Origin of the sequence: Acinetobacter sp. YH12086 (genome assembly GCF_013419345.1) — a bacterium.
GTDB classification, from domain to species: Bacteria; Pseudomonadota; Gammaproteobacteria; order Pseudomonadales; family Moraxellaceae; genus Acinetobacter; species Acinetobacter amyesii.
Genome location: NZ_VPAF01000001.1, coordinates 486081 through 510858, shown reverse-complemented (window position 1 = coordinate 510858; position 24778 = coordinate 486081). Strand labels below are relative to the sequence as shown.

Annotated in this window: 20 protein-coding genes and 2 pseudogenes; 17 read left to right on the top strand and 5 right to left on the bottom strand. The window is 42.4% G+C overall.

Annotation, left to right across the window (positions count from 1 at the left end; genetic code table 11):
• The first annotated feature begins 93 nt into the window (after positions 1–93).
• Complete coding sequence (gene catM / locus FTU29_RS02500; protein WP_180120161.1) at positions 94–1017, top strand: cis,cis-muconate-binding transcription regulator CatM; 924 nt, start codon at positions 94–96, stop codon at positions 1015–1017.
• A gap of 77 nt (positions 1018–1094) precedes the next feature.
• Here catM and FTU29_RS02495 read toward each other — a convergent pair whose 3' ends face one another.
• Positions 1095–2090, bottom strand: a complete 996-nt coding sequence (locus FTU29_RS02495; RefSeq protein ID WP_180120159.1) for an ABC transporter substrate-binding protein — start codon at positions 2088–2090, stop codon at positions 1095–1097.
• Positions 2091–2093: 3 nt separating this feature from the next.
• The gene (locus FTU29_RS02490) at positions 2094–2681 is read right to left on the bottom strand and encodes an ANTAR domain-containing response regulator (protein WP_078190882.1); all 588 of its coding nucleotides are present in this window, start codon (positions 2679–2681) and stop codon (positions 2094–2096) included.
• Between the two features lie 445 nt (positions 2682–3126).
• Between FTU29_RS02490 and FTU29_RS02485 the strand changes: the two genes are divergently transcribed.
• From FTU29_RS02485 to FTU29_RS02415, 15 genes are all read left to right on the top strand, one after another.
• Positions 3127–4476, top strand: a complete 1350-nt coding sequence (locus FTU29_RS02485; RefSeq protein WP_180120158.1) for an MFS transporter — start codon at positions 3127–3129, stop codon at positions 4474–4476.
• Positions 4477–4542: 66 nt separating this feature from the next.
• Positions 4543–7089 carry a nitrite reductase large subunit NirB gene (gene nirB, locus FTU29_RS02480; RefSeq protein WP_218954838.1) on the top strand — a complete coding sequence of 849 codons (2547 nt, stop codon included), beginning with the start codon at positions 4543–4545 and terminating at the stop codon, positions 7087–7089.
• A gap of 113 nt (positions 7090–7202) precedes the next feature.
• Positions 7203–8813 (top strand): nitrite reductase small subunit NirD, encoded by a 1611-nt coding sequence (nirD, locus tag FTU29_RS02475; RefSeq protein WP_180120156.1) that lies wholly within the window; start codon positions 7203–7205, stop codon positions 8811–8813.
• A 291-nt stretch (positions 8814–9104) separates the two neighbouring features.
• The gene (locus tag FTU29_RS02470) at positions 9105–11897 is read left to right on the top strand and encodes a nitrate reductase (protein ID WP_180120154.1); all 2793 of its coding nucleotides are present in this window, start codon (positions 9105–9107) and stop codon (positions 11895–11897) included.
• Positions 11897–12520, top strand: coding sequence for a molybdenum cofactor guanylyltransferase (locus FTU29_RS02465; RefSeq protein WP_373423560.1), 624 nt, complete (start codon positions 11897–11899; stop codon positions 12518–12520). Before FTU29_RS02470 ends, FTU29_RS02465 begins: the two co-directional genes overlap by 1 nt.
• Before the next feature lie 356 nt (positions 12521–12876).
• On the top strand, positions 12877–13914 hold the full coding sequence (gene moaA / locus FTU29_RS02460) for a GTP 3',8-cyclase MoaA (protein WP_180120149.1): 1038 nt from the start codon (positions 12877–12879) through the stop codon (positions 13912–13914).
• A gap of 2 nt (positions 13915–13916) precedes the next feature.
• Complete coding sequence (locus FTU29_RS02455; RefSeq protein WP_180011191.1) at positions 13917–14168, top strand: MoaD/ThiS family protein; 252 nt, start codon at positions 13917–13919, stop codon at positions 14166–14168.
• Between the two features lie 2 nt (positions 14169–14170).
• On the top strand, positions 14171–14737 hold the full coding sequence (locus tag FTU29_RS02450) for a molybdenum cofactor biosynthesis protein MoaE (protein WP_180023675.1): 567 nt from the start codon (positions 14171–14173) through the stop codon (positions 14735–14737).
• 51 nt (positions 14738–14788) lie between these two features.
• Complete coding sequence (gene moaCB, locus FTU29_RS02445; protein WP_180120147.1) at positions 14789–15712, top strand: bifunctional molybdenum cofactor biosynthesis protein MoaC/MoaB; 924 nt, start codon at positions 14789–14791, stop codon at positions 15710–15712.
• Positions 15709–16959, top strand: a complete 1251-nt coding sequence (locus FTU29_RS02440; RefSeq protein WP_180120145.1) for a molybdopterin molybdotransferase MoeA — start codon at positions 15709–15711, stop codon at positions 16957–16959. The genes moaCB and FTU29_RS02440 overlap by 4 nt, the downstream gene beginning before the upstream one ends.
• Positions 16960–16968: 9 nt before the next feature.
• Positions 16969–17730, top strand: coding sequence for a molybdate ABC transporter substrate-binding protein (gene modA / locus FTU29_RS02435; protein WP_180120143.1), 762 nt, complete (start codon positions 16969–16971; stop codon positions 17728–17730).
• 3 nt (positions 17731–17733) lie between these two features.
• Positions 17734–18432: a molybdate ABC transporter permease subunit gene (gene modB, locus FTU29_RS02430; protein ID WP_180120141.1), complete on the top strand. Its 699-nt coding sequence runs from the start codon at positions 17734–17736 to the stop codon at positions 18430–18432.
• Positions 18419–19057, top strand: coding sequence for an ATP-binding cassette domain-containing protein (locus tag FTU29_RS02425; protein ID WP_180120139.1), 639 nt, complete (start codon positions 18419–18421; stop codon positions 19055–19057). The genes modB and FTU29_RS02425 overlap by 14 nt, the downstream gene beginning before the upstream one ends.
• Before the next feature lie 213 nt (positions 19058–19270).
• Positions 19271–20674 (top strand): amino acid permease, encoded by a 1404-nt coding sequence (locus FTU29_RS02420; protein ID WP_180120137.1) that lies wholly within the window; start codon positions 19271–19273, stop codon positions 20672–20674.
• A gap of 194 nt (positions 20675–20868) precedes the next feature.
• Complete coding sequence (locus tag FTU29_RS02415; protein WP_257226883.1) at positions 20869–21153, top strand: cation efflux protein, CzcI-like; 285 nt, start codon at positions 20869–20871, stop codon at positions 21151–21153.
• Positions 21154–21600: 447 nt separating this feature from the next.
• On the opposite strand, the gene FTU29_RS02410 is transcribed toward FTU29_RS02415, so the two are convergent.
• The 3 genes and pseudogenes from FTU29_RS02410 to FTU29_RS02400 all read right to left on the bottom strand — a co-directional run.
• On the bottom strand, positions 21601–22299 hold the full coding sequence (locus FTU29_RS02410; RefSeq protein WP_180120135.1) for a DUF1826 domain-containing protein: 699 nt from the start codon (positions 22297–22299) through the stop codon (positions 21601–21603).
• 128 nt (positions 22300–22427) lie between these two features.
• Positions 22428–22664 (bottom strand): VF530 family DNA-binding protein, encoded by a 237-nt coding sequence (locus FTU29_RS02405; protein WP_078193741.1) that lies wholly within the window; start codon positions 22662–22664, stop codon positions 22428–22430.
• Between the two features lie 396 nt (positions 22665–23060).
• Positions 23061–23846: pseudogene (locus FTU29_RS02400) on the bottom strand (MFS transporter); the annotation flags it as partial.
• A gap of 3 nt (positions 23847–23849) precedes the next feature.
• On the opposite strand from FTU29_RS02400, the pseudogene FTU29_RS02395 reads away from it, so the two are divergent.
• Positions 23850–24776: pseudogene (locus FTU29_RS02395) on the top strand (2Fe-2S iron-sulfur cluster-binding protein); the annotation flags it as partial.
• Positions 24777–24778: the final 2 nt, after the last annotated feature.

Sequence of the window (24778 nt, the reverse complement as noted above, 5' to 3'; positions counted from 1 at the left end):
TCTTATCTATCCAACTATTTATATACCCTAATTTAATGTAATATCTTTAACTAGAGCGATTTTGGTATTTTTAGATACTTAAAAGGTATATAAATGGAATTAAGGCACTTACGTTACTTTGTCACCGTGGTTGAAGAGCAAAGTATTACCAAGGCAGCAGAAAAATTATGTATTGCTCAGCCGCCTTTGAGCCGCCAAATTCAAAAACTTGAAGAAGAACTGGGGATTACCTTGTTTGAGCGTGGTTCTAGACCCGTGAAAACCACAGAAGCAGGTATGTTCTTTTATGAGCATGCTGTACAGATATTGACGCATACTGCCCAGGCCACAACCATGGCACAGCGAATTAATGCCGTCGATAAAACTGTCCGCATTGGTTATGTCAGTTCGCTTTTATACGCATTATTGCCGCAAATAATTTATTTATTTCGACAACGCAACCCAGATATTCATGTTGAACTCATAGAATGTGGTACACGCGACCAGATTGAAGCCTTAAAAACCGGTCGAATTGATATTGGTTTTGGACGACTGCGATTAACAGATCCGTCTATTAAACGTATTTTATTAAGAAAAGAAGCGCTACGTTTAGCTATACATAAAAATCATCATTTGGCTGAATTTAAAGACAAAGGCATTTATCTTTCTCAAATTTTAGATGAACCAATTTTTGCCTACCCTACGACACCTAAACCGAATTTTTCCACCCTCATCCAATCCATTTTTACCGAATTAGGACTTGTGCCTAAACATTTAACCGAAGTGCGTGAAATTCATATGGCTTTGGGCTTGGTGGCATCGGGAGAGGGCATTTCTCTGATTCCTGAAAGTGCCAGTGATATTGGGATGAAAAATTTGATGTACATCCCAATCTTAGATTTGGAAGCCTATAGTCCAATTTCTTTGTCGGTGCGCAATATGGATCATAGTAATTACATTCCAAAGATACTGGATTGCATTCGTGAAATCTTTGTTGAAGAAAATATCGATCTGCGCGCCATCGATGCAGATGCATAACTAAGTTAAGGTTTCATGGTCGATGTAACACAAGATCCACTATTCAGATGATAGGGTCTTATGGAATATCAATCACTTCAGCCCAAAGCATCCTGATAAATACAAGACTGAGCTATTTCAAAAACCTTTTCATCTTCAATATTCAATTGATCATATTGCTGCATTTTTTGAATCATCCATTCAAAATCTGACGTTTGTGGCGCTTGGCTCTTGCCAAAATTTTGAATGATGCTTTTGATCCGATGAAAAGCCTCGACGTGAATCTGCTCAGAACAATCAAAACGGATGATGTGATATTGCTTTAACAAAGAAAATATTTCAGAAAAATGCGTTTGTTGAAGCAGATCGTTTTGGGCTTTTTGGATGGCAAGATTGATTGCGTTTAAGGTATTAGGATGTTTTTCTGCCCAATCATGGGTAAAAGCCAAAACTTTATCTGGAATATGATCAATAATATCTTGGCTATTGACGATAATACGACTATAGCCTTGTATTTCAGCTTGCGTATTCCACGGCTCTCCGACACAAAATACATCAATTCGTTGCGTTGATATTGCTTCGACCATATAAGGCGGTGGTAAAGTTGAAAACGTTTGCGTTTGAGCAATTTCTGTGTCTGCAAGTGCCAGCCATTCTCTTAGAATATAATGATGAATCGAATGCTGAAAAACATGCGCCAACTGAATCTTTTGATTCTGTTTTATCGCAGATACGATTTTCTCTGCTGAATTAATTGGTAGATCTAAAGCATGGATATTTAATTCATAGCACAGCTTTTGACTCAAACTAATATAAGCGCAGTTAGTACTGAGTGTAAGAGAGGTTTGTAAGGGAATGCCGAGATGGTCTTTGCCCGTCACAGACGCAGGCAGCATGGCCGATAAACAGTGTGCTACATCTAAAAAACCAAAAGCTAGACGGTCGCGTAAACTTGCCCAAGATGGTTCTTGAGTCAGCGTGACGTTCAACCCTTGTTCCGCAAAATAACCTTGATGTTCTGCCCAGAGCAAAGCAACACAGTCAAGTAAAGGAATATAGCCCAATTGAATATCAGTTTTTTCAAGCTTTTGCATGGTTTATTCCTTAAATTGAGACTGTAACAGCGCTTGCGCATCAAGCAGTCGGCGCGCCATTTCACCCATCGTCATACGGTGACTCATGGCATTTTTTCTCAGCAAATTAAATGCTTGATCTTCGGTTAAACCATGCATTTGTATTAAAAGCACTTTGGCTTTTTCAATATCTTTTCGATCGGCCAGTTTGCACTTGGTTTCAGCCAAATCATTCAGCAGTTTTTTATGCTTTTTATATTGTTCAATCGAAATTTCTAAAATGCTATTCAAACGTGCAGGGTCAATACCATCGACAATATATGCCGTGACACCCGCATCAATCGCGCTTCGGATGATTTCAAGACTCGAATTTTTAGTGAACAGAACAGTCGGTAAGTCAAATTGGCTGACACAGCTTTCAATGACATCGCGATGTGGATGATCCATATCCAATAAAATCACATCTGCCTGAATATTTTGCAGATATGACATATTTAAATGATCAATCATGAAACTGGCGACCACATCAAAGTCATGTTGAATTAATGAGGCTTGAATAAATTCAGCGCGTTCTTGATCATCATCAATTAGGGCTATTTTTAGTTTTGGCATGCAAACGCTCAGACAGAGCCAAACAAATACGTATTGAGTTTTCTAAGCAATTTAAATGCCAAATTTTAAGGCAATACAAAATATAAATCTGCTTCTATGTTTGAGCATAGTTATGTGCGCATTTTTAAATTGAACCATTTCCATGCACTGATCTTGTGCAGGGCTGAACCACGCTTGAACATTTAGCTGCATCTCTATAGGCACATTGACTATCTATTTACCTTAATTCGCTTAATTTCTGACAAGTCGGCGTTCAAAGCCGCAATGTAAAGATTAATTGAAGTCGAAAATAAAAACTTGGCATGGCTCGTGCTTAATACTTGTTGAGTCAATGAAGACTCTAAAAATTTGTTAGACGGCCAACGACGTCCGTTCTGATCGACTCTGTTATGTGTTAGCGACATAACCGAGTAATTCATGCGTTCAGTTCAGTCAGGAGAAGGTTATGTCTTCAAATTTAAATGCCAAAAAAGCCACAAAAATAAGTCTATTTAATTTTTCTTCAGCAGCAATGCGGGCCTTCCACATGAGTTGGCTCGCATTCTTTGTTTGCTTCTTTGCATGGTTTGCCTGTGCGCCGTTGATGCCAGTGATTGCAGGCGAATTTCACCTGACTAAAGATCAAATTGCCAATATTAATATTGCAGCGGTTGCAATCACGATTTTAGTCCGCCTGATTGTCGGCCCTTTATGTGATAAATATGGCCCGCGTAAGACCTACACAGCATTATTAATTGTCGGCAGCATCCCAGTCTTTGGGGTTGCATCTGCGAATAGCTATGAATCTTTTCTTTTCTTCCGCTTGCTGATCGGTGCGATCGGCGCAAGCTTTGTCATCACGCAATACCACACTAGCATTATGTTTGCGCCTAATGTGGTGGGTACAGCCAATGCGGCAACAGCAGGCTGGGGTAATGCCGGCGGCGGTGCAACTCAAGCCCTCATGCCTTTATTGCTTGGCGCACTCGTTATGTTTGGTGTAGAGCAAGCGATGGGCTGGCGCATAGCGTTAATCGTTCCTGGTGTGATGATGTTGATCGTAGGCGCGCTGTATTGGAAATTTACCCAAGACTGCCCGCAAGGCAACTTTAAAGAACTGCGTGAACAAGGCGTTGCAGTCGGTTCAGATAAAAAAGGCGGTGTAGCCATTCTCATGCACGCTGCACGTAACTATCGCGTATGGATTTTATTTGGCGCTTATGCAGCTTGCTTTGGTATAGAAATCTTTATTCACAACATTATTGCGCTGTATTACGTCGACAACTTCCAATTTGGATTAAAAGAAGCGGGTATGGCAGCAGGGATCTTCGGTCTATTGGCACTGTTTGCCCGCGCGCTCGGCGGCATTGTTTCAGACAAAGTCGCGACTACCAAAGGCTTGGATGGCCGTACCAAAGTTCTGTTTGCGATGATTCTGCTAGAAGGACTGTTTTTAATACTGTTCTCGCAAATGAGCACGCCAATCTTCGCCATTCTTGCCATGACAGTCTTTGCGCTCTTCACCCATATGGCGTGCGGCGCAACCTATGCCTTGGTGCCATTCATTGACCGTGATGCTTTAGGCGGCGTGGCAGGCATTATCGGCGCAGGCGGAAACGTAGGTGCAGTGGCTGCAGGTTTTTTGCTTAAAGGCATGCTGGATATACAAACCACGCTGATGGTGCTTGGCGGTTTGGTGGTGATTGCAGCCAGCTGTGTACTGATGATCCGCTTCTCTGTAGAGCATAAAGAAAAAGAACAGCGTCTGTTTGAACAAGCTGTGAATGAAAGAAATCTAGCTGAAGCTCAAAACTAATACAAATAGCAGCCTAAGCGTAAAGAGGCTTAGGCTGTGCAAAAGAAAATATTGCGGAGAAAGAATATGAAAATCATCATGATTGGACATGGCATGGTTGGCCACAAGTTTATCGAATCTGTACTGGAACACGCAGGTGATGATGTTGAATTAACCATTTTAGCTGAAGAGCCGCGTCTTGCTTATGACCGTGTGCATTTAACTGAATACTTCAGCGGCAAGTCAGCGAAAGACTTAACCCTTTGCCGCAGCGACTTTGCTGATGCATACGGTATAGATTTACGCCTGAGCACCAAAGCGGTTGAAATTGATCAGCGTAATAAAACGGTCACGACCAATCACGGTGATATTCTTTCTTATGACAAATTAGTACTGGCTACAGGTTCATACGCTTTTGTACCGCCAATTCCAGGCAATGAGCGTGAAAACTGCTTTGTGTACCGTACCATTGAAGACTTGGATGCCATCCGTGCCGCAAGCTTCAATGCTAAAACAGGTGTGGTGATCGGCGGCGGTTTATTGGGTTTAGAAGCAGCAAAAGCGCTGCGTGATTTAAACTTAGAAACCCATGTTGTTGAATTTGCACCACGCTTAATGGCAGTTCAGATTGATGATCTAGGCGGTAAAGTTTTACGCTCGAAAATTGAAAATCTAGGTGTTAAAGTCCATACGCAAAAAGCAACATCTTGCATTGAAGACGGTGCAAATGCGAAGCATGTAATGAAGTTTGGTGATGATTCTGAACTGGAAACCGACATCATCTTATTCTCTGCAGGTATCCGCCCACGCGATGAATTAGCGCGCCAAAGTGGTTTAGCCATTGGTGAGCGTGGCGGTATTGTAATTAACGATTATTGCCAAACTTCAAACCCTGACATTTATGCCATTGGTGAATGTGCGCTTTGGCAAAATAAAATTTATGGCCTAGTTGCGCCGGGCTATGACATGGCACGTATTGCAGCAAAGCATGTGATGGAACAAAACTGCACGCTTTTCGCTGGTGCAGATATGAGCACCAAGCTGAAACTGATGGGAGTTGATGTTGCATCTGTAGGCGATGCGCATGCAATGACACCAAATTCTTTAAGCTATTTCTATGCAGATGAAGCAGCTCAGGTTTATAAAAAAATTGTCGTGAATGCAGAGAAAACTAAGCTGCTAGGTGCAGTATTGGTGGGCTGTGCTAAAGAATACAATGACCTGCTGCAAATGATGCTGAATGGCTTAGAAGTTCCAGAAAACCCAGAAAGCCTAATCATGCCTGGCTATGCACAATCTGCAGGTAAATCGGGCGGAAGCGGTGTCGATCTGCTGCCAGACAGCGCAACGATTTGTTCATGTAACAACGTCTCTAAAGCAGATATTTGTTCAGCCATTGCTGACGGATCGACTTCTTTAGGCGCATTGAAAAAATGTACTAAAGCTGCAACAGCTTGCGGCGGCTGTGCGCCATTAGTCACTCAAGTACTTAAATCGGAGCTTCAGCGTCAAGGTGTAACTGTAAATAACCATTTATGTGAACACTTTGCTTATTCACGCCAAGAGCTCTATCACTTGGTACGTGTGAACGAAATCAAAACCTTTGATGACCTGATTCAACAGCATGGCCATGGTTTAGGCTGTGATATCTGTAAACCGACGGCAGCCAATATCCTAGCGTCATGCTGGAATGACTTTGTACTTAAACCAAGCCATGCGGGCCTGCAAGACAGTAATGACTACTACCTCGGCAATATTCAAAAAGACGGTTCATATTCAGTAGTACCTCGTATGGCTGGCGGTGAAGTTACTCCGGACGGATTAATTGCCGTGGGTCAAATTGCCAAAGAATATGGTCTATATACCAAACTTACAGGCGGTCAGCGTGTTGATATGTTTGGTGCACAAGTGCATCAACTGCCTGAAATCTGGGAAAAATTGATTGCTGCTGGTTTTGAGTCTGGCCATGCCTACGGCAAATCACTGCGTACGGTGAAATCTTGTGTCGGCAGTACTTGGTGCCGTTATGGCGTGGACGATTCAGTCGGCTTGGCGATTTATTTAGAGAACCGCTACAAAGGCCTTCGCTCACCGCACAAACTGAAAATGGCTGTGTCGGGCTGTACCCGTGAATGTGCTGAGGCGCAAAGTAAAGATGTGGGCGTGATTGCGACAGAAAAGGGCTGGAACCTTTATGTATGCGGCAATGGCGGTATGAAGCCACGTCACGCAGAGCTTTTGGCATCAGACTTAGATACGCAAACATTGATCAAATACATTGACCGTTTCTTTATGTTCTACATTCAAACAGCAGACCGTTTGCAGCGTACTTCTGTATGGCGCGACAACATGGAAGGCGGTTTAGATTACCTGAAAGATGTCGTTGTGAATGATTCGCTTGGCGTAGCGGGTGAACTTGAACGCCGTATGAGCCATGTTGTGGGTACATATCAAGATGAATGGCGTACTGCTGTAGAAGATCCTGAAGTACGTAAACGCTTTGTGACTTTCGTGAATGCAAAAGCAGAACAGCAAAATGATCCGCATATTCAGTTTGCATCCGTTCGCGGTCAAATCAGACCCAAAACAGAAGCTGAACGCGATTCGTCACGCATTCCAGTGGTTGAAGCTTAAGAGAATAACGAATTTAAAACTTCTTTTATTTGATTTACATCCTTATTCGGTTTCTCGTTAAAGCGGAAACGAAAGATGGTGAACTAAAAGAAGTTTAAAAAAGGATGAAGAATATGACAATTTTAAAAGAAATGAATGATTTAGACTGGTTTGATATTTGTGCATTAGATGATATTACGCCAAATACAGGTGTGGGTGCACTGATTGAAAATCAGCAAATTGCGATATTCCGTGTCGGTGAAGAAAAGCGGGTTTATGCACTGAGCAATCAAGACCCATTTAGCCAAGCCTATGTTATGTCCCGCGGTATTATTGGTGACTTGCAGGGTGAACGTGTTGTTGCATCACCCATTTATAAACAGCATTTCAGCCTTGCTACTGGACGCTGCTTAGAAGATAAAGACCAAAAACTCTTGGTTTTTCCAAGCAAAATTGAAAATGGCCGTGTGCTGATTAGTCCAACTGCTCAAAAAACCTATATTACCAATAACGCGCCATCGTCTGAGTTGATGAAACTTGTTTTGGTCGGCAATGGCTTAGCAGGTATGCGTTGCTTAGAAGATCTGCTGGATATGGCGCCAGAGCGTTATGAAATTACAGTCATAGGCGAAGAACCTTGGGGTAATTACAACCGAATTATGCTTTCACCTGTGCTTTCAGGTGATAAAACCATTGAAGATATCATGCTGCACTCACATGCTTGGTATAAAGACAAAAATATCCGTTTTGTAGCAGGTGATGCGGCGGTACGCATAGACCGTCCGCGTAAGCAGGTATACACAGAAAAAGGCTTGGTCATCGATTATGACCGTCTGATTTTAGCGACAGGTTCTAAGCCGTTTATTCCGCCAATACCGGGAACTGACTTAAAAGGTGTTCTCAGCTTCCGTGATATTTATGATGTAAACCGCATGCTGGATTACTGTAAATCTAAGCAAAATGCAGTGGTGATTGGCGGCGGTTTACTTGGCCTAGAGGCTGCGTATGGCCTGAAACAGCGTGGCATGAATGTCACAGTACTGCATTTGATGGATCGTATTATGGACCGTCAGTTAGATGAAAAAGCCAGCTTAATGCTCAATCATGCGATTGAACAAAAAGGTATAAAAATCATGACCGCAGCAAATATCCAAGAGTTGATGGGTGAAGATGGCCATGTGAAGCAGCTTCGTTTGCAAGACGGTACTGTTTTAGATGTAGATCTTGTGGTTTTTGCGGTGGGTATTCGTCCGAATATTGAGCTTGCGCAAAGTGCAGGACTGCGCTGCGGCCGCGGTGTCATGGTGAATGACACCATGCAAACTTTTGATCCGAGTATTTATGCGGTGGGTGAATGTATTGAACACCGAAGCCAAACTTTCGGTTTAGTTGAACCGCTTTGGGGACAGGCATTCATTTGTGCATCGCATTTGGCCGAACATGGCAGCTTAACCTTCAAAGCGCCTACGGTTCCGACGCAGTTAAAAGTCAGCGGCTGTGATGTTTTTTCTGCAGGCAACTTTGAACCGTTGGATGATTTTGAAGACATTATTTTGAATGATGAAAAACGCCAAATCTATAAACGCATTATTATTCAAAAAGATAGAGTGATTGGTGCTGTGCTGTTTGGCGATACTGAAGACGGGGCATGGTATGCAGAATTGATTTCAGATCAAACTCCAATTTCAAGTATCCGAAACAAATTGCTGTTTGGTAAGGATTTTGCATTAAAGAAAGCAGGGTAACGGAATCGCCCTGATAAAAAAAGATACAAGATTTAAATCGTCATTGGATACGCGATAACGTCATCCGCTGTTGTTTAAGGCAGGATTGCAGATGAATAGTCATGTATTTGCAATACATCTGTTAGAAGCCGGTAGTGGACGAGTTCAGCGGATGACAATGGTTTTGCCTACTTTTCCCGAAAGAAAAGTAGGTCGAACCGAATGTTGACCTTTAAATATAAACGTAAATGAAAAGACACCGATTCGAGCGTGTTAAGTGTTTAAAAAAGTTTGGAAAAGGAGCCAGCAGAAGTGAATAGCATCCCGATAGTGGAACTGCATAGCTCCACAGAAAATAAAATTAAAACAACGCAAACCACTTGTCCATATTGCGGTGTCGGCTGCGGCGTGAGCGCAACAGTTGAACAGACAGCTTTAGGGCAAAAAGTAAGCGTGACTGGCGATGCGAACCATCCATCAAACTATGGCAAGCTGTGCATTAAAGGCAGTAACTTAGCCGATACGATTGGATTAGAAACACGTGTTTTACAGCCGATGCTTGGGCGTCAAACATCACCATTTCATACTCGTCAGGCTACAGATTGGAACACAGCAACAGCACTGATTGCCGAAAAATTTCAGCAATGTATAGATCTTTACGGACGTGAAAGCATCGCTTTTTATGTGTCGGGCCAACTGCTGACGGAGGATTACTATGCCGTTAACAAATTTGTCAAAGGCTATTTAGGTACTGCAAATATTGACACCAATTCACGGCTTTGCATGTCATCGGCTGTGGCGGCACATAAGCGTGCATTTGGTGAAGACCTTGTACCAGCAAGCTATGAAGACTTTGAGCATACAGATATGGTGGTGCTGGTCGGATCCAATACAGCATGGTGCCATCCCGTGCTGTATCAGCGCATTATGAAAGCCAAAGAAGAACGTGATTTGTTCGTGGTGGTCATTGATCCGCGCTTTACCAGTACCTGTGAGGCTGCAGATTTGCATTTGCCAATTTTACCGGGGCAAGATGTCGCACTGTTCAACGGTTTGCTGCAGTATTTAGTACAAAATAATCATAGTGATGTAGATTTTATCACCAAACATACTCAAGGTTTGGCGCAAGCGCTGGAGCAAAGTAAAACAGAAGCTTCTATGACAGCAGTTGCTGAGCGTACAGGTATTTCTTTAGAAAAATTACAGCTATTTTTTGAAAAATTTGCGCAAACTGACAAAGTTATGTCGCTATTTTCGATGGGGGTTAATCAGTCTTCGCGCGGTGTAGACAAAGCCAACAGTATTATTAACTGCCATTTGCTGACTGGCAAAATCGGAAAATTAGGTGCAGCGCCTTTTTCTATGACAGGTCAGCCCAATGCAATGGGTGGCCGCGAGGTTGGCGGCTTAGCCAATATGCTGGCTGCGCACTTAGATGTCGATAACACAGCGCATCAGGCATTAGTACAAGCGTTTTGGCAAAGTCCATTTATTGCCAATAAAGCGGGATTAAAAGCGGTTGATCTGTTTCAGGCGGTTGAAAGCGGCAAAATAAAAGTCATCTGGATTATGGCTACTAATCCTGTAGTTAGCTTGCCAGATGCAGATCAAGTCAAACGTGCCTTAGAGCAATGCGAGTTTGTAGTGGTGTCGGATATTTGCAAAGACACAGACACAGCAATATATGCAGATGTGCTTTTACCTGCATTGGGCTGGGGTGAAAAAGACGGAACCGTTACCAATTCTGAACGCCGTATTTCACGTCAAACTGCTTTTTTAGATGCGCCGGGTGAAGCCAGAGCAGACTGGTGGTCTATTGCACAAGTTGCGAAAAAGATGGGTTATAGCGGTTTTGACTACAGCAGCAGCTATGACATATTTATTGAACATGCAAAATTATCTGCTTATCAAAATGCGCCTTTAGATCAACGTGATACCACTGAGTCTTTTCGCTACTTTAACTTGCAGGGTTTAAGTAAGTTATCTGCACAAGATTATGCTGAATTAAAGCCCGTGCAATGGCCAGTTTGGCAGTTAGATCAGAGCGCTGATGCAGTCAGCCGTTTGTTTGCAGCAGGCCAATTCAGCCATGCCGATGCCAAAGCTAAGTTTGTAGCAACAACCGCTATTGACCCTTTGAACAAGATTTGCGGCGAATATCCGCTGGTTTTAAATACTGGCCGTATCCGTGATCAATGGCACACCATGAGCCGTACGGGTTTATCTGCAAACTTGAGTACACATATCGCCGAACCATTTTGTGAAATACACCCGCAAGATGCACTGAAGTTTGGTGTTAAAGATGGTGAACTGGTTGAGGTGAAATCTAACTGGGGCTTATGTATTTTACGTGCACAGGTCAGCAGTAAAATTCGACGCGGTCAAATTTTTGCGCCAATTCATTGGAATGACCAAGTCGCATCGGATGCGCGTATTGGCAAAGTGGTGAATCCTGTGGTCGATGCACTATCTGGTGAGCCTGAATTTAAACATACACCTGTATTTGTACAGCCGTTTTATACACAGTGGCAAGGTGTACTGTATGTACGTGACGGCTTTGAGCAAATGGTGCAAAACACCATTCAAAACACGGTGTGGTGGACCAAAATTAAAACAGCGAAAGCGACACGTTTTGAGTTGGCAGATCGTAAAAAATTTAGAAACACGGTTCAGCAGCTGAAAACATTACTGCCATTTACCGATGAAAGCTTTGAATGGCTGAATTTGGAAGATCAAACTGCCGATTTGAGTCATACCGTGGTGCTGCAAGATGGGCATTTAATTGCCAGTCTATATATTGCGCAACGCTCTATGCTGCCAGACCGTGATTGGATTGCTGGCATGTTTAAGCGTGAACGACTAAGCGCAATGCACCGCAAAGCGCTGCTTGCAGGTCAGCCGATGAACATGACCAACAGTGCAGGTCCGCTGGTGTGCAGCTGCTTTAAAGTCGGTAAAAATACCATTATCGAAACCATTAAAGAAAAGAATATTAGCCATGAAAAACAAGTTACTGCATGTTTAAAGGCTGGCGGCAATTGCGGTTCGTGCTTATCAGAAATTCGAGGCTTAATTAAAGCCTGTCAGACGGAGTACGCAGAATGATGAAGAAAATCACCAAATCAGTAGGCTATCCAGAAACAGACTTGGTTATTTTGGCGGGCGGTCAGGCCCGCAGAATGAACGGCATGAATAAAGTGCTGCAAAAATTTGATAATGAAATTCAGCTGATTAAGATCCATCAGCAGTTGAAATCACGGGCTGAAAATGTCTGGATCAACAGCCATCGCGATCATTCGATTTATAAACGGCTCATTCCCTCGATCTGCTTTTATCAAGATGATGAAGCCGGATTTTTAGGGCCATTGATGGGGATGAAAAGCGCGTGGTCACATGTTGAGTCTGATTATGTTTTGTTTGTCCCGTGCGATGTGACCTATATCCCGAAGAAAGTGCTTTCGAGATTGCATCAGGCCATGCAGCGGGATCCCTTGTGTGAAGTAGCTGTAGTGGAAATTAATGGCAAAGCGCTGTATCCATTTTGTTTGCTGAAACGAAGCAGTCTCACAATGCTGCAGGTGCATCTTGATCAAAAACAGCGCAGTTTAAAAGGCTGTTTTGCCGAAATGCACATGCAAGTTGCACGTTTTCAAAATAATGCACTCTTTTTTCACAGCATTAACTCTCTAGATGAGCTGCAGCAGCACCGTCAGCTGAATTTTTTCTAAAAGCTGTACCTTTTGCGGAGCTTTCATTTCAAATAATGAGCCTAATGTGCTGTTTTTGAACCCAGAGAGAAAATCTACAGCCAATATGAAGCTTTTGAGCATGATATCTAGAGATAAAACAGACTGCTTTTATACCTTAAATAATGGGCTTAACGGCAATTTATATTTTTAATTGCTATTAGTTATTTATAAGTTATTGATTTTGTGTGTCAAAAAAACAAACCAAATCCTCTGAAATAAATATTCAAAAAAGCGCAAAGTTGGAACACTTATTGCAATTTTTACTGCAAGAAAAGAGGGCGCAAAATTTGTACTGAGCTAAGACAGGGCAAATGACAGCACCATGGAAGATAAACATGAACAGCATGACACAATTACAGCCAGCGACCATTTTTAAGGATCAGTTTGGCCGTGAAAAACGCAAATTGCGCATTTCAGTGACAGACCGCTGTAATTTTAAATGTGTCTATTGTATGCCTGAGCATCCTGAATGGATGAAAAAACATAATCTTCTTAGTTTTGAATCACTTTACAATTTTTGTGAGTTTATGGTGCTGCGCGGGATTGATCAAATCCGGATCACCGGCGGTGAACCTCTTATGCGTCAAGGCGTTGTACATTTTATTGAACAGCTGCAGCACCTCAGAAAGCTAGGCCTTAAACGTATTTCCATGACAACCAATGGACATTATCTGAAGCAATATGCACAGGCCCTAAAACAAGCTGGCCTAGATGGCATAAATATCAGCTTGGACAGTTTGGATGAAGCGCAATTTTTCCAGCTGACACAAAAACAATTACGGCCTGTATTAGACGGGATTGAAGCTGCTCAGCAAGCGGGTTTTGAAATAAAAATCAATGCTGTGTTAATGAAAGCTCTAAATGAACAGCAAATCATTCCATTAACAAAATGGGCGCTGCAACAAGGTTTCGAACTGCGGTTTATCGAGTTTATGCCGCTGGATGGTGATCAAAACTGGTCTAAAGCTGCGATCGTTACCGAACAAGACATACTGGATAAACTCAATACTGTTTTTGAAGTGCAAACAGTGCACGGTCAAGGTGCGTCACCAGCCAGATCTTACTTAATCAACGGCTTGCCTCTAGGTATTATTTCAACCATCAGCAATTCTTTTTGCGGCAGCTGCGACCGTCTAAGACTGAATGCGCAAGGCGAGTTTTTTAACTGCCTGTTTGCCCGAAAAGGTTTAAATCTCAGCCATGAAATTCAACAGCTGAAAAGCAGTAAAACAACAGAGTTAATGCCGCTCGATGCAATGGCTTTGCAGCAAAAATTAGGCGGTTACATTTGGCAGAAGGAACAAGGCTTTCATGCCATAACTACCCAATCCAGCCCATCTAGAAAAATCAGCATGCATATGATTGGAGGTTAAAGATGACTCATATCACCATCAAAATAGAATCTTTTGGCGCTATTGAACGCCTGCTGCCAGAGAATTTGAGTCTGACTTGCTTCGCACAGCAGTCGATTGCAGAGGTTTTGCAGCAAGTTACAGATCAATTTCCGGAGTCGTTCAGCATGCTTGAACGCTGCGCCTGCGCTATGGGAGAAGACATTGTGCCAAGGCAAACCGCATTGATGCAGGACAGCACCGTTGTGCTGTTGTCACCTGTGGCGGGAGGCTGAATATGGAGCTCAAGCATATTTCACGCATACAAGACACGGTATTCAGCCAAGCCGATTTTGACAGCATTAAGGCATTTCCTGAATGCGGCGGTATAGGTGTATTTATAGGCGCGGTGCGTAATCACCATGAAGGCAAAGCGGTAAAAGCTTTGAAATATACCGCTTATGCGCCTGTGGCTGAAAAAATGATCCGGCAAATTGAACAGGAAATTCAAGCCAAATACGGCGTGTCATATGTACGGGTTGTACACCGTATTGGCGCGCTGCAGGTCGGTGATACCGCCATTATCGCCATGGCCTATGCGCCGCACCGACGTGAGGCTTTTGCTGCCTGCGAAGAAGCGGTTGAGCGGGTTAAGCATGAAGTTCCTGTCTGGAAAGAAGAGTTTTATATGGACGGCAGCAGCCAATATGTAGAGGGCTGCTGTATTCGTAAAGATCATGTGCCCAAGGCGACAAGTCATGCAGCGCAGCATGCTCATATTCATGGCGAGTCATGTGAACATGCACATCAAAACAGCCATCAGACCATGCATTTGAACGCCAATATTTACCAATGGCACCTATAAAACTCCAAATTTAATACTGTAGACGCAAATGAATAAGATAAGGACAAAGCAATGAAAAATGTGGGCATGAAAGCGGAAAGTTACCGTACAGCAATTGCAACTGGAATTCTGCATGCGCCGCCAAATTGCATTGAACTGCTGCGTAATGGCAATACAGAAAAAGGCGATGCGCTGAAAACCGCACGGATTGCAGGTATATTGGGCGCAAAACGCACGGATGAACTCATTCCGCTGTGTCATCCGCTGCCGATCTACCGTGCAGATGTCGAATATGAATTATTTGAGGCGCATGTCGAAATCAGTGCTGTGGTCGAAACCATTGGCCCAACGGGTGTGGAAATGGAAGCATTAACTGCGGTCAGTCTTGCCGGTTTAACGCTGTATGACATGCTGAAACCGCACTGTGAGCCTGAAGATTTATGCCTAGATCAGGTGAAACTGCAAAAGAAAAAAGGCGGTAAATCACATTTTACCCGTGTATTGAAAGAAAGCTTATCGGCGTCGATTATTGTGCTTTCAGATACGGTTGCTGCCGGTAAAAAATCAGATACTGCAGGGCAAAATGTCCTCGAAATTTTAGAAGAAGCAAACTTCAGCAACATCAGCTATCAAGTGATACCGGACAGTCCTGAACAGCTTTTGGCTCTTATTGAACAGCATAAGACGCAATATCCGCTGATTTTGACCGTGGGCGGTACAGGTCTAGGCCAGAAAGATTTAACCGTTGAAACCATTCAGCCGCTGTTAAAACGGGAAATTCCAGGGCTGATGGAAGCATCCCGCAGTTTTGGGCAGAAACGCACCCCTTATGCGGCCCTCAGCCGCGGTGTTGCCGGCTATATTGATGACAGTTTAGTCATTACACTGCCGGGCAGCAGACAAGGCGCAAAAGAATCATTGATTGCCATTTTACCTGCCTTGGTGCATCTATTTGATGTGCAGAAGAATATTCCGCATGCAGGAGGCTACCAATGAACCAAGCCGTATTGCACGCAGGCTGCGGGGCCGAGACTGGACTGATTTCAGTGGACGAAGCGCTTACGCTGATTCAGACACATACGCAAAGTTTAGCGCATGAAACTTTGGCGCTTCAGCACGCTTTAGGCCGTTATTTGGCGGCAGATGTGCATTCACAAATTCAGCTGCCTTTATTTGCGCAAAGCGCAGTGGATGGCTATGCCATTTGCGCAGCGGGTGAAATTAAACCCGGCGCGCAATTTAAGCTGATTGGAGAAATCCGCGCAGGGCAAACGGCTCAAATAAGCTTAAAAGCAGGGCAAGCTGTCCGCATATTTACCGGCGCGCCGATACCTGAAGGCACGGCAACTGTAGCGCGGCAAGAAATTGTAAAGGCGGATAGACAGCAGATTGAACTGACTGCAGCCTTAAGCCCGCATGCAGATATTCGAGATGCAGGTGAGGAAATTTCATTTGGACAATGTTTAGCAGCGCGTGGTCAAAAGCTAACGGTTGGATCAATTGCAGCGCTCAGTATGGCTGGTATTTCACACTGCGAAGTTTTTGCCTATCCGAAAATTGCGGTCGTAATTACAGGTGATGAAGTTGCGCAAAATATAGAAGATTACCGTGCAGGTAAAATTTTTGATGCCAATGCGCCGTTGATTTCAGCATGGTTTCAGTCGCAGCACGTCCAAGTTGAAGTGATTCATATTGCAGATGAAAAACAGGCGGTTTTAGATTTATTCAACCGTTTAAAAGACAGCTTTGATTTAATTTTAACGACTGGCGGCGTATCTGTAGGTGATTATGATTTTGTTCGGCCGGCAGCCTTAGACATCGGTTTTCAGCAAATTTTCTGGAAAGTGAAACAAAAACCCGGCAAACCGATGCTGTTTGCACAATATCGACGTCCTGACAGCAGTTCCTGTTATTTACTCGGACTGCCGGGCAACCCCGCTGCAGTCTATGTCGGCATGCAAATTTATACAGATAGATTATTGAAAGCCCTACAAGGTCAAACACCTGCGCTGGACTGGTTCAGCGCAGTCATGACACATGACCTAAAAGCAGATGCACGTGAGCGGTTTTTAAGAATGTCGGCGCACTTTGATAAGCAAGGCAAGCTTCAACTAACCAGCCTGTCTAAACAGCAGTCGCATATGTTGAGCAATTTAATGCAAGCTAATTGCATTGTTCGGATTCCTGCAGGGCAGTCTGTGCAAGCAGGACAAATTCTTCAAGGCGTATTTATTCAGCATTAGGAGTTTGCTATGCGATTCAAATTTATTTTAGCACTAGGACTGAGCTTCATTGCTGGCGCATCTCAGGCGGAAACAGTCAAAATTTATGCTGCAGCCAGTTTAAGCAATGCTATCAGCGATATTGCAAAGCAATATCAGGCACAGAATCCAGACATCAAAATTGTACCGGTATTTGGCGCGTCATCTGCTTTAGCCAAACAGATTGAAGCCGGTGCGCCAAGTGATTTGTATTTTTCAGCAGATGTGGACTGGATGAATTATTTGGTGCAAAAACAGAAAATACCTGCAAAGCAAGTATTCAACATGCTAAGCAATGATTTGGTGCTGATTACGCCTAAAGCGGTGAATATGCAATTTAAAGCCGTGCCGCAGTTTAATTTTGCCAAGGCATTGAAAGGTCACTTATGTACAGGGCAAATGGAGTCTGTACCTGCTGGAAAATATGCCAAACAAAGCCTAACCAAGTTGGGCTGGCTATCAAGTTTGAATGGAAGGATTGTCGGGACAGATGATGTACGATCGGCTTTGGCTTTTGTTGAACGCGGTGAGTGCCAAGCGGGGATTGTTTACCGTACCGATGCGCTGATCAGTTCTAAAGTTAAAATAGCCGGGATTTTTCCAAATCATACTCATCAACCGATCATTTATCCATTGGCTTTAACACATCAAGGCGCAGCTAAACCTGAGGCCGTGAAGTTTTACCGTTATCTTAAAGACCATGCGCAAAGCAAAATGCTTTTTAAGCATTATGGCTTTGGTGTGAAAGGCTAAAGCATGCTCAGCCCAGAAGAGTGGAGCGCCTTGTTTCTGTCGGCTAAGGTTGCCGTTTGCGCCACTGTATTTTGCTTGCCATTTGCTATTGGGCTGGCTTGGGTGCTGGCGCGCTATGAGTTTCATTTGAAATTTTTAGTCGAAGCGCTGTTACAAATGCCGATGGTGCTGCCGCCGGTGGTTTTGGGTTATCTGCTGCTAGTACTGTTTGGTTCAAATGGCTGGATCGGCAAGCTGCTCAATGAATGGGGCATTCAACTGGCTTTTAATTGGAAAGGCGCCGTTTTAGCATCCATGATTGTGTCATTTCCGCTGGTTGTGCAGCCGATCCGTTTGTCTTTTCAAATGATCAATCAGCAGCTGGAGCAGGTTGCAGGCTCACTAGGCGCGCATCCGTTACGGGTATTTGCCTCGATCAGCCTGCCGCTGGCGTTGCCGGGCATTTTAATTGGCAGTATTTTAGGATTTAGCCGCAGCTTAGGTGAATTTGGCGCGACCATTACTTTTGTGGGCAATATTCCAGAGGAAACTCGAACTATACCGATTGCCATATATTCTCTAATACAGCAGCCCAATGGTGAAGAGGCCGCAATGCGTTTAGTTGTACTTTCACTGGTCGCAGCTTTTGGTGCATTGATTGCTAATTATTATATTTTACAGCGCTATCAGCGAAAACTCGGAACAAGCCATGCTTCAGTGTGATTTTCAGTTTCAATATGCAGGTTTTCAATTGCAGGCTCGGCTGCAGATGCAGGAACAGCTGCTTGGCATTATGGGGCCATCAGGTAGTGGGAAATCTACGCTGTTGAAAAATTTGGTTGGTCTGCTGCAACCGCAGCAAGGTTATATTTCGCTGAATACGCGTGAAGTGTTCGATGCGGCGCAAAAGATTAACGTGCCAATGCATAAACGCCGTATTGCGCTGATTTTCCAAAAAGCATGGCTTTTCCCACATATGAATGTGCAGCAAAATTTACAATATGCGGAGAACTTAGACGCTCAGGAAAATGCGAAATTTAAATTTGAGCAAGTGACTAATCTGCTTGAGTTACAGCCACTGCTCAAACGGCGGGCGCATGAACTTTCTGGCGGTGAGGCGCAGCGCGTTTCCATAGGACGCGCATTGCTGTCACAGCCTGACTTACTGCTGTTAGATGAACCGCTGACAGGACTGGACCGCAGGCTGAAAGATCAAATATTGCCATTTTTAAACACGGTGAAAGAACAGTTGGCGCTGCCGATGATATATGTTACGCATCATGGCGATGAGTTAGATTATTTAAAAGCCCATATTTTGTATCTAGAAAATGGTCAAATAAGTTTTTAAATAAATATAAATTATATAAGTAATAACAGTGAATTAGATGAAAAAATGGTATTAAGCTGCATCTTAAAGTTTTGATTAGAACTATGAAAAACTCATTTTCTAGATTAAATTGTTACAAAACAAGGGAGAACACAGCGTTTTCCCTTTTTTATTCCTAATGATCTTGGAAATAATGATTTGTACGACTGACCGTGCAGACAGGGAATCTAATCGATGCATGATGATAGCTTAGCCACACATAATTCAACTGCAAAACTGGGTGCAGGGCTATCTAATCGGCATATTACGATGATCAGTATTGGTGGGGTAATTGGTGCTGGACTATTTGTTGGATCATCTGCTGCTATCGCAAAAGCAGGTCCTGCCGCTGTTCTTGCTTATATTATTACCAGTATATTGGTTTTTTTAGTCATGCGAATGTTGGGGGAGATGGCAGTAGCTCAACCTGACACAGGCTCATTTTCAACCTATGCGAGAAAAGCCATAGGGCCTTGGGCGGGCTTTACCATCGGATGGTTATATTGGTGGTTTTGGGTTTTAGTTATTCCTATTGAAGCAATTGCCGGTGCAGAAATTTTGCATGCATGGTTTCCATCAATATCCAGCGCTGTATTTGCGACATTCTTTATTGTGCTGCTCAGTTTAGCCAACTTTTTTAGTACTCGAAGTTTTGGTGAGTTTGAATTTTGGTTTTCTCTGATAAAAGTCTTGGCTATTGTAATTTTTATCGCCATTGGACTCACCGCAATATTTGGATTTTGGCCATTAGCACCTGAAGTGAGTGGTGTAGAAAATCTGTTTAAAAATGATGGATTTATGCCAAATGGTCTGGGTGGTGTACTTTCAGCAATATTGATTTCAGCATTTTCATTCTTTGGTGTAGAAATACTATCGATCGCTGCAGCAGAATCAAAAGATCCTGAACAAAAAATTAAACGTGCAACCAATTTAGTATTGTATCGGGTCATCTTATTTTTTGTGGTTTCAATTTTTATAACGGTTGCATTGGTTGATTGGCGTTCACCGCAATTACAACAATTAGGCACCTTCCAGTATGTCTTGGTCAGTTTAAATGTCCCTCAATCAAAATTGATTATTGATAGTGTGGTCTTTATTGCGGTTGCAAGTTGTATGAATGCTGCACTTTATAGTTCATCAAGGATGTTATTTTCATTGGGGTCACGCAAAGAAGCACCTCAATGGGTCGCATCTATTAATGCCTCTGGTGTGCCTGCAATTGCAGTATTGGCATCGTCTGTAGTGGGCTTAATTTGCTGTGCAGTCAATTATTTATTTCCAGGCCAAGTATTTGGATTTTTACTGTCTACAACAGGTTCAATTGCCTTATTGGTTTATTTAGTGATTGCATTTTCACAGCTTAAATTGAGAACACAAATCGAAAAAAATGGAACTGAGGTTGCGTTTAAAATGTGGCTATTTCCATGGCTGACATGGGCAGTCATTTTGGTGATCTTAAGTGTGCTGATCTATATGTTTTTATCTCCAGCCTACAGTTATGAAACTTCATTATCTTTAGGTGTTACGACATTGGTGGTGCTCTGCGGCTTAGTTGTGACAAGAAAAGCTAAGTTGAAGAATGATTCAGAACTAAATTAAAAAAGTTTCGCTGATAAAAATCGTAATCATGAACCAATGGATTGTCTTTAGAATGTGCCGTGTCAGGGGATTAAAGCGAATGCGTTACGTTATATCTCTATGGCAATCCATTTTTAAGACAAATTCAAAGATTCACTTGACCTTCGACCGACTCCAAGCTTTATAATCGTTAAAATTTTCTTGATTGATACAATATGCGTTCTGCGACATGGATAACAGTCTTAGTCGGATTGTTCATGTTCCAAAGCCTTTGGAACGTGGCAGCCGCTTTCTGTGTGCATGAAGAGCAAACCCAAGTTGTTCAAAGCTATTATCATTTTGGTCATCATCAAAATACCTTATGCGTCAGCAGTGAAACCAATCCACAGCATTCGTTGCATCAAGCATCTGAATCAAGTAATAAACCAGTCAAAAATACCGCAAGTGATCTGCAACTCGGTGAAGATCATCAAGACCATTTGCCGTCTATGACGCATTAGATTGTACAAAATCAACAATCGATTCTTTTTATTGCGCATCAGGCCTTTGAATATTTGCCAAAATTTGTTTGGACGAATCTTTATCAAGCGCCTGATCTCTTACTGCAAACACCTCCTCCTGTTTATGCCCCGCTAATGGCGGGATAGCCTAAAGCATTCCCGCCACTTTTTTTAATAAATGAGTGGGAAAAATCATGTCTTTATATTTTACGGCGTTTATACGTCTAGGCTTAGCTGTCGGTATTTCGACGGCCATACAAAGTACTTTTGCGGAAAATGTTAGCAGTTTTGAATCTACATTTGCCAAGGTACAAAACGACCAAGCACAAACAGATATTTGGCTACTGCCAGTCCTTTACCGCTGCCTTAATACAGCTCGATCTCAATTACGGTTCATTCATTAGACAGAATGGATCGTATGGACTCAGGATTTATCAATATTTAAAATCAGCAAATCAGCATAAGCCGATACTCACCTGCATTTTCAACAGGTGCGCGGTGCACACAAGGCAATACGGGCTGTGTAGGATGATCCACCGCTAAACGCCATAGATGACCATTTCCTAGATTTACAGGCACAGCATTGTCTTTGAGCTGATAATGTAAATCAAAAAAATATTCTGATAAAAAATCATCAAATTCTGAGGCAGGGCCATCGTATAAAGCTTTGAGTTGCTCTCGTATTTCAGGAATTAAGATTTTTTGTGTGACTTGATCATTTGGCACAATATCACTAGAAGCACCATAATACGTACATAAAAAGGTATCGGTAGCGATGGGTGATCGATCAACATGAAAAGAATAAACATCAGTTGAGATGAAATCGAATTGATCATCGCGTTCATAGCATTTAAGCAAATTCAGCGAGGGTGATGCACCAAATGCTGTTAATTGTTGCATGTCATTTAAAATGATTTCTCTAGCTAAATGACCTTGCGCTGAAAGCTTTAATTCCATCAGATCATCTATAGAAACTTCAGTAATATTTTCAATCAGTTCGAGTTTTTTGACTACTTCTTTAAAGTCACCTTGTAAGCTACGTTGCCAGCAAAGCGCATTCATTTGACCTTCGAAATGACTGTGAATCAATTCAGAAAATGTAGTAACTACACCAATTTGAGGATGCTGGGAAAAAGGATTGCTCATAATAGGGATCGAATTAAATCTGAGGCGAAAATACTGCGTGCAAGGAATAGCCAGAAGGAATCAGCAGTTTCATTTTATCTTAAAACACAAACTGCTATACAAGATTATTTGAGCGTAGGTATTAATCGTTACGCTTTCTGTTTGGCTTTTTGGCGTAAGACATACAAATATAAACTTTCTACTTTTTCACGTGCCCAAGGTGTAGTTCGTAAGAATCGCAGTGAAGATTTAACGCTTGGATCTATGCAAAAACATCTAATTTCAATTTTGCGGCTTAAGCCTTCAAAACCACCATAGTAATCCAATAGTTCATCCAAGATGTCAGCAAGTTTTTTGCCGTGTAAAGGGTCATTGGAGGTGCTCATATTAGATCAATCATATTTTGGGAGACCATTATTATAACCTGAGCGAGTTGAAAAAAGTGGGAGCTTGAACTGAAATGTGATTCATATTCAATATTTAACATATTTCCGAAGCCATTTTGCAAGACTAAAATTTCTTAAAAACAAAGAAACACTCTAGATAAGATCTTGGGTATGAGATTTATAAGCGTAAAATTAATAAAAGAAGAATTAACATTCATAAAATAATTAATTTAAACAATTCATTTTTAGTTAGTCAGCCTATACTTCTTTTGACTGTTAGTATATGCAGAAATTTATAAGCATCAGTCAAGAAAAAACTCGGATTGAAAAGTCCGAGTCAAGTCTTATTTTTAATGACATCATGTGCAAGTCATTTTAAAAATCTAAACGCTAAGATTATTTCCAAACAAATGGCGATTTCTTTTGTGCATTCTCAGCTTCATCGGTTGGTTCCAGTGTAATACCTGTGCGGTCTTTAAGTACACAGATTGCAATGAAAGCAATAACAGCCATAACCGTCAGATAGGTGCTTACCAAGAAAATGCCGTTAGCTTTAGTGATTAAAGCTGCAGCAATCAGGGGAGCAAATGCACCACCAATGATTGAACCCAGTGCATAAGTAATCGAAATACCAGAGAATCGAATAGATGCAGGAAAGAGTTCAGAATAATAAACAGCTTGCACACCATAGGTGATTCCAATTCCCATAGCGAGTATTGCTAAACCAAGCATAATGTATACATATTCACCAGTGCTAACCAATGGGAATAAGAATAGTGCAGTTAAAATTTGAATGATTGAACCTAAAATATAAATAGGTTTTCGACCAAATTTATCGGACATGACTGCTGAAAGCCAAGTAAAGAATGTCCAAATGACTGCAGAAGTACAGACTAAACTCAAAATTGTTGGTCGATCTAATGCCATGCCATTTGGATTAGTAGTAAAACTTTGAATGAAACCGCCTGCTGTCATATAACCAAGTGAAGTTGTACCAGCAGTAAGAAGGGAAGCTGTTAAAATAAGTTTTTTATACTCAGAAAATAGTTCCCGTATTGGTTTTTTTGCTGTGCCTTTACGCTCTTTTAATTGTTCGAACACTGGACTTTCTTCAACTGAGCGACGAATCCAATAGCCTAAACCAAATAAAATAATACTGAGTAAAAATGGTACGCGCCATCCCCTCGCCATCTCACAGAGCAAGGTGAAATTCGTCGTTGCTATTCGATTTGTAGTGATGTGCAAGAAGATATGAGTATTGCCATTAAAAAAATTGATCAAGGTCAATTTTCAACATGGGCAAATGAAAACCTCAAAGCAGGGGATGTGTTAGAGGTGATGCCACCTCAAGGGGTTTTTTTCCAAAAAGCAGCAAAAGTCGGTGGACAACATTATTTAGGCTTTGCTGCAGGCAGTGGAATTACGCCAATTTTATCCATCGTGAAATCAGTGCTGAATCGTCAGCAAGATGCCACATTTACACTGGTTTATGGCAATCGTTCATGGAAACAAACCATGTTTGCTGAACAAATCATGGATCTTAAAGATCGCTTTCATCAGCGTTTGCAATTGGTGAATATTTTTTCACGTGAATTGAATGACAGCGAGATCTTTAACGGTCGTATTGATACTGAAAAGCTCCAGCAGTTGGCCAAAGCCGGTTTGATTCGTACAGATACTGATCACTGCTTTGCCTGTGGTCCAGAAGAGATGATGACGGCCGTTGAGGAAATTTTGCCGACGCTAGGGATTGAGCGCAGCAAGATTCATACAGAACGTTTTAATACAGGTACGACTACAAAAGCATCAGCACAACAAGTTGCGCAACGTAGTGAAGAAAAGGTCAACATTATTTTAGATGGTCGTGAGTTGATCATTGAGGTATCAAAACAAGATGACAGCATCCTCGATGCCGCATTACGTGCAGGTGCAGATTTACCTTATGCCTGTAAAGGTGGGGTGTGTGCCACCTGTAAGTGTAAGGTACTTGAAGGTGAAGTCGAGATGGCCATCAACTACAGTCTTGAAGAGGATGAAGTTGCAAGAGGTTATGTCTTGAGCTGCCAAGCCCGTCCAACCACTGCCAATGTACGCTTAAGTTTTGATGAATAACG

Bases quoted from the DNA above. Each gene is read 5' to 3' on its own strand.
- catM (WP_180120161.1), top strand. From the start codon at position 94: ATGGAATTAAGGCACTTACGTTACTTTGTCACCGTGGTTGAAGAGCAA.
- FTU29_RS02495 (WP_180120159.1), bottom strand. From the start codon at position 2,090: ATGCAAAAGCTTGAAAAAACTGATATTCAATTGGGCTATATTCCTTTA.
- FTU29_RS02490 (WP_078190882.1), bottom strand. From the start codon at position 2,681: ATGCCAAAACTAAAAATAGCCCTAATTGATGATGATCAAGAACGCGCT.
- FTU29_RS02485 (WP_180120158.1), top strand. From the start codon at position 3,127: ATGTCTTCAAATTTAAATGCCAAAAAAGCCACAAAAATAAGTCTATTT.
- nirB (WP_218954838.1), top strand. From the start codon at position 4,543: ATGAAAATCATCATGATTGGACATGGCATGGTTGGCCACAAGTTTATC.
- nirD (WP_180120156.1), top strand. From the start codon at position 7,203: ATGACAATTTTAAAAGAAATGAATGATTTAGACTGGTTTGATATTTGT.
- FTU29_RS02465 (WP_373423560.1), top strand. From the start codon at position 11,897: ATGAAGAAAATCACCAAATCAGTAGGCTATCCAGAAACAGACTTGGTT.
- moaA (WP_180120149.1), top strand. From the start codon at position 12,877: ATGAACAGCATGACACAATTACAGCCAGCGACCATTTTTAAGGATCAG.
- FTU29_RS02455 (WP_180011191.1), top strand. From the start codon at position 13,917: ATGACTCATATCACCATCAAAATAGAATCTTTTGGCGCTATTGAACGC.
- FTU29_RS02450 (WP_180023675.1), top strand. From the start codon at position 14,171: ATGGAGCTCAAGCATATTTCACGCATACAAGACACGGTATTCAGCCAA.
- moaCB (WP_180120147.1), top strand. From the start codon at position 14,789: ATGAAAAATGTGGGCATGAAAGCGGAAAGTTACCGTACAGCAATTGCA.
- FTU29_RS02440 (WP_180120145.1), top strand. From the start codon at position 15,709: ATGAACCAAGCCGTATTGCACGCAGGCTGCGGGGCCGAGACTGGACTG.
- modA (WP_180120143.1), top strand. From the start codon at position 16,969: ATGCGATTCAAATTTATTTTAGCACTAGGACTGAGCTTCATTGCTGGC.
- modB (WP_180120141.1), top strand. From the start codon at position 17,734: ATGCTCAGCCCAGAAGAGTGGAGCGCCTTGTTTCTGTCGGCTAAGGTT.
- FTU29_RS02425 (WP_180120139.1), top strand. From the start codon at position 18,419: ATGCTTCAGTGTGATTTTCAGTTTCAATATGCAGGTTTTCAATTGCAG.
- FTU29_RS02420 (WP_180120137.1), top strand. From the start codon at position 19,271: ATGCATGATGATAGCTTAGCCACACATAATTCAACTGCAAAACTGGGT.
- FTU29_RS02415 (WP_257226883.1), top strand. From the start codon at position 20,869: ATGCGTTCTGCGACATGGATAACAGTCTTAGTCGGATTGTTCATGTTC.
- FTU29_RS02410 (WP_180120135.1), bottom strand. From the start codon at position 22,299: ATGAGCAATCCTTTTTCCCAGCATCCTCAAATTGGTGTAGTTACTACA.
- FTU29_RS02405 (WP_078193741.1), bottom strand. From the start codon at position 22,664: ATGAGCACCTCCAATGACCCTTTACACGGCAAAAAACTTGCTGACATC.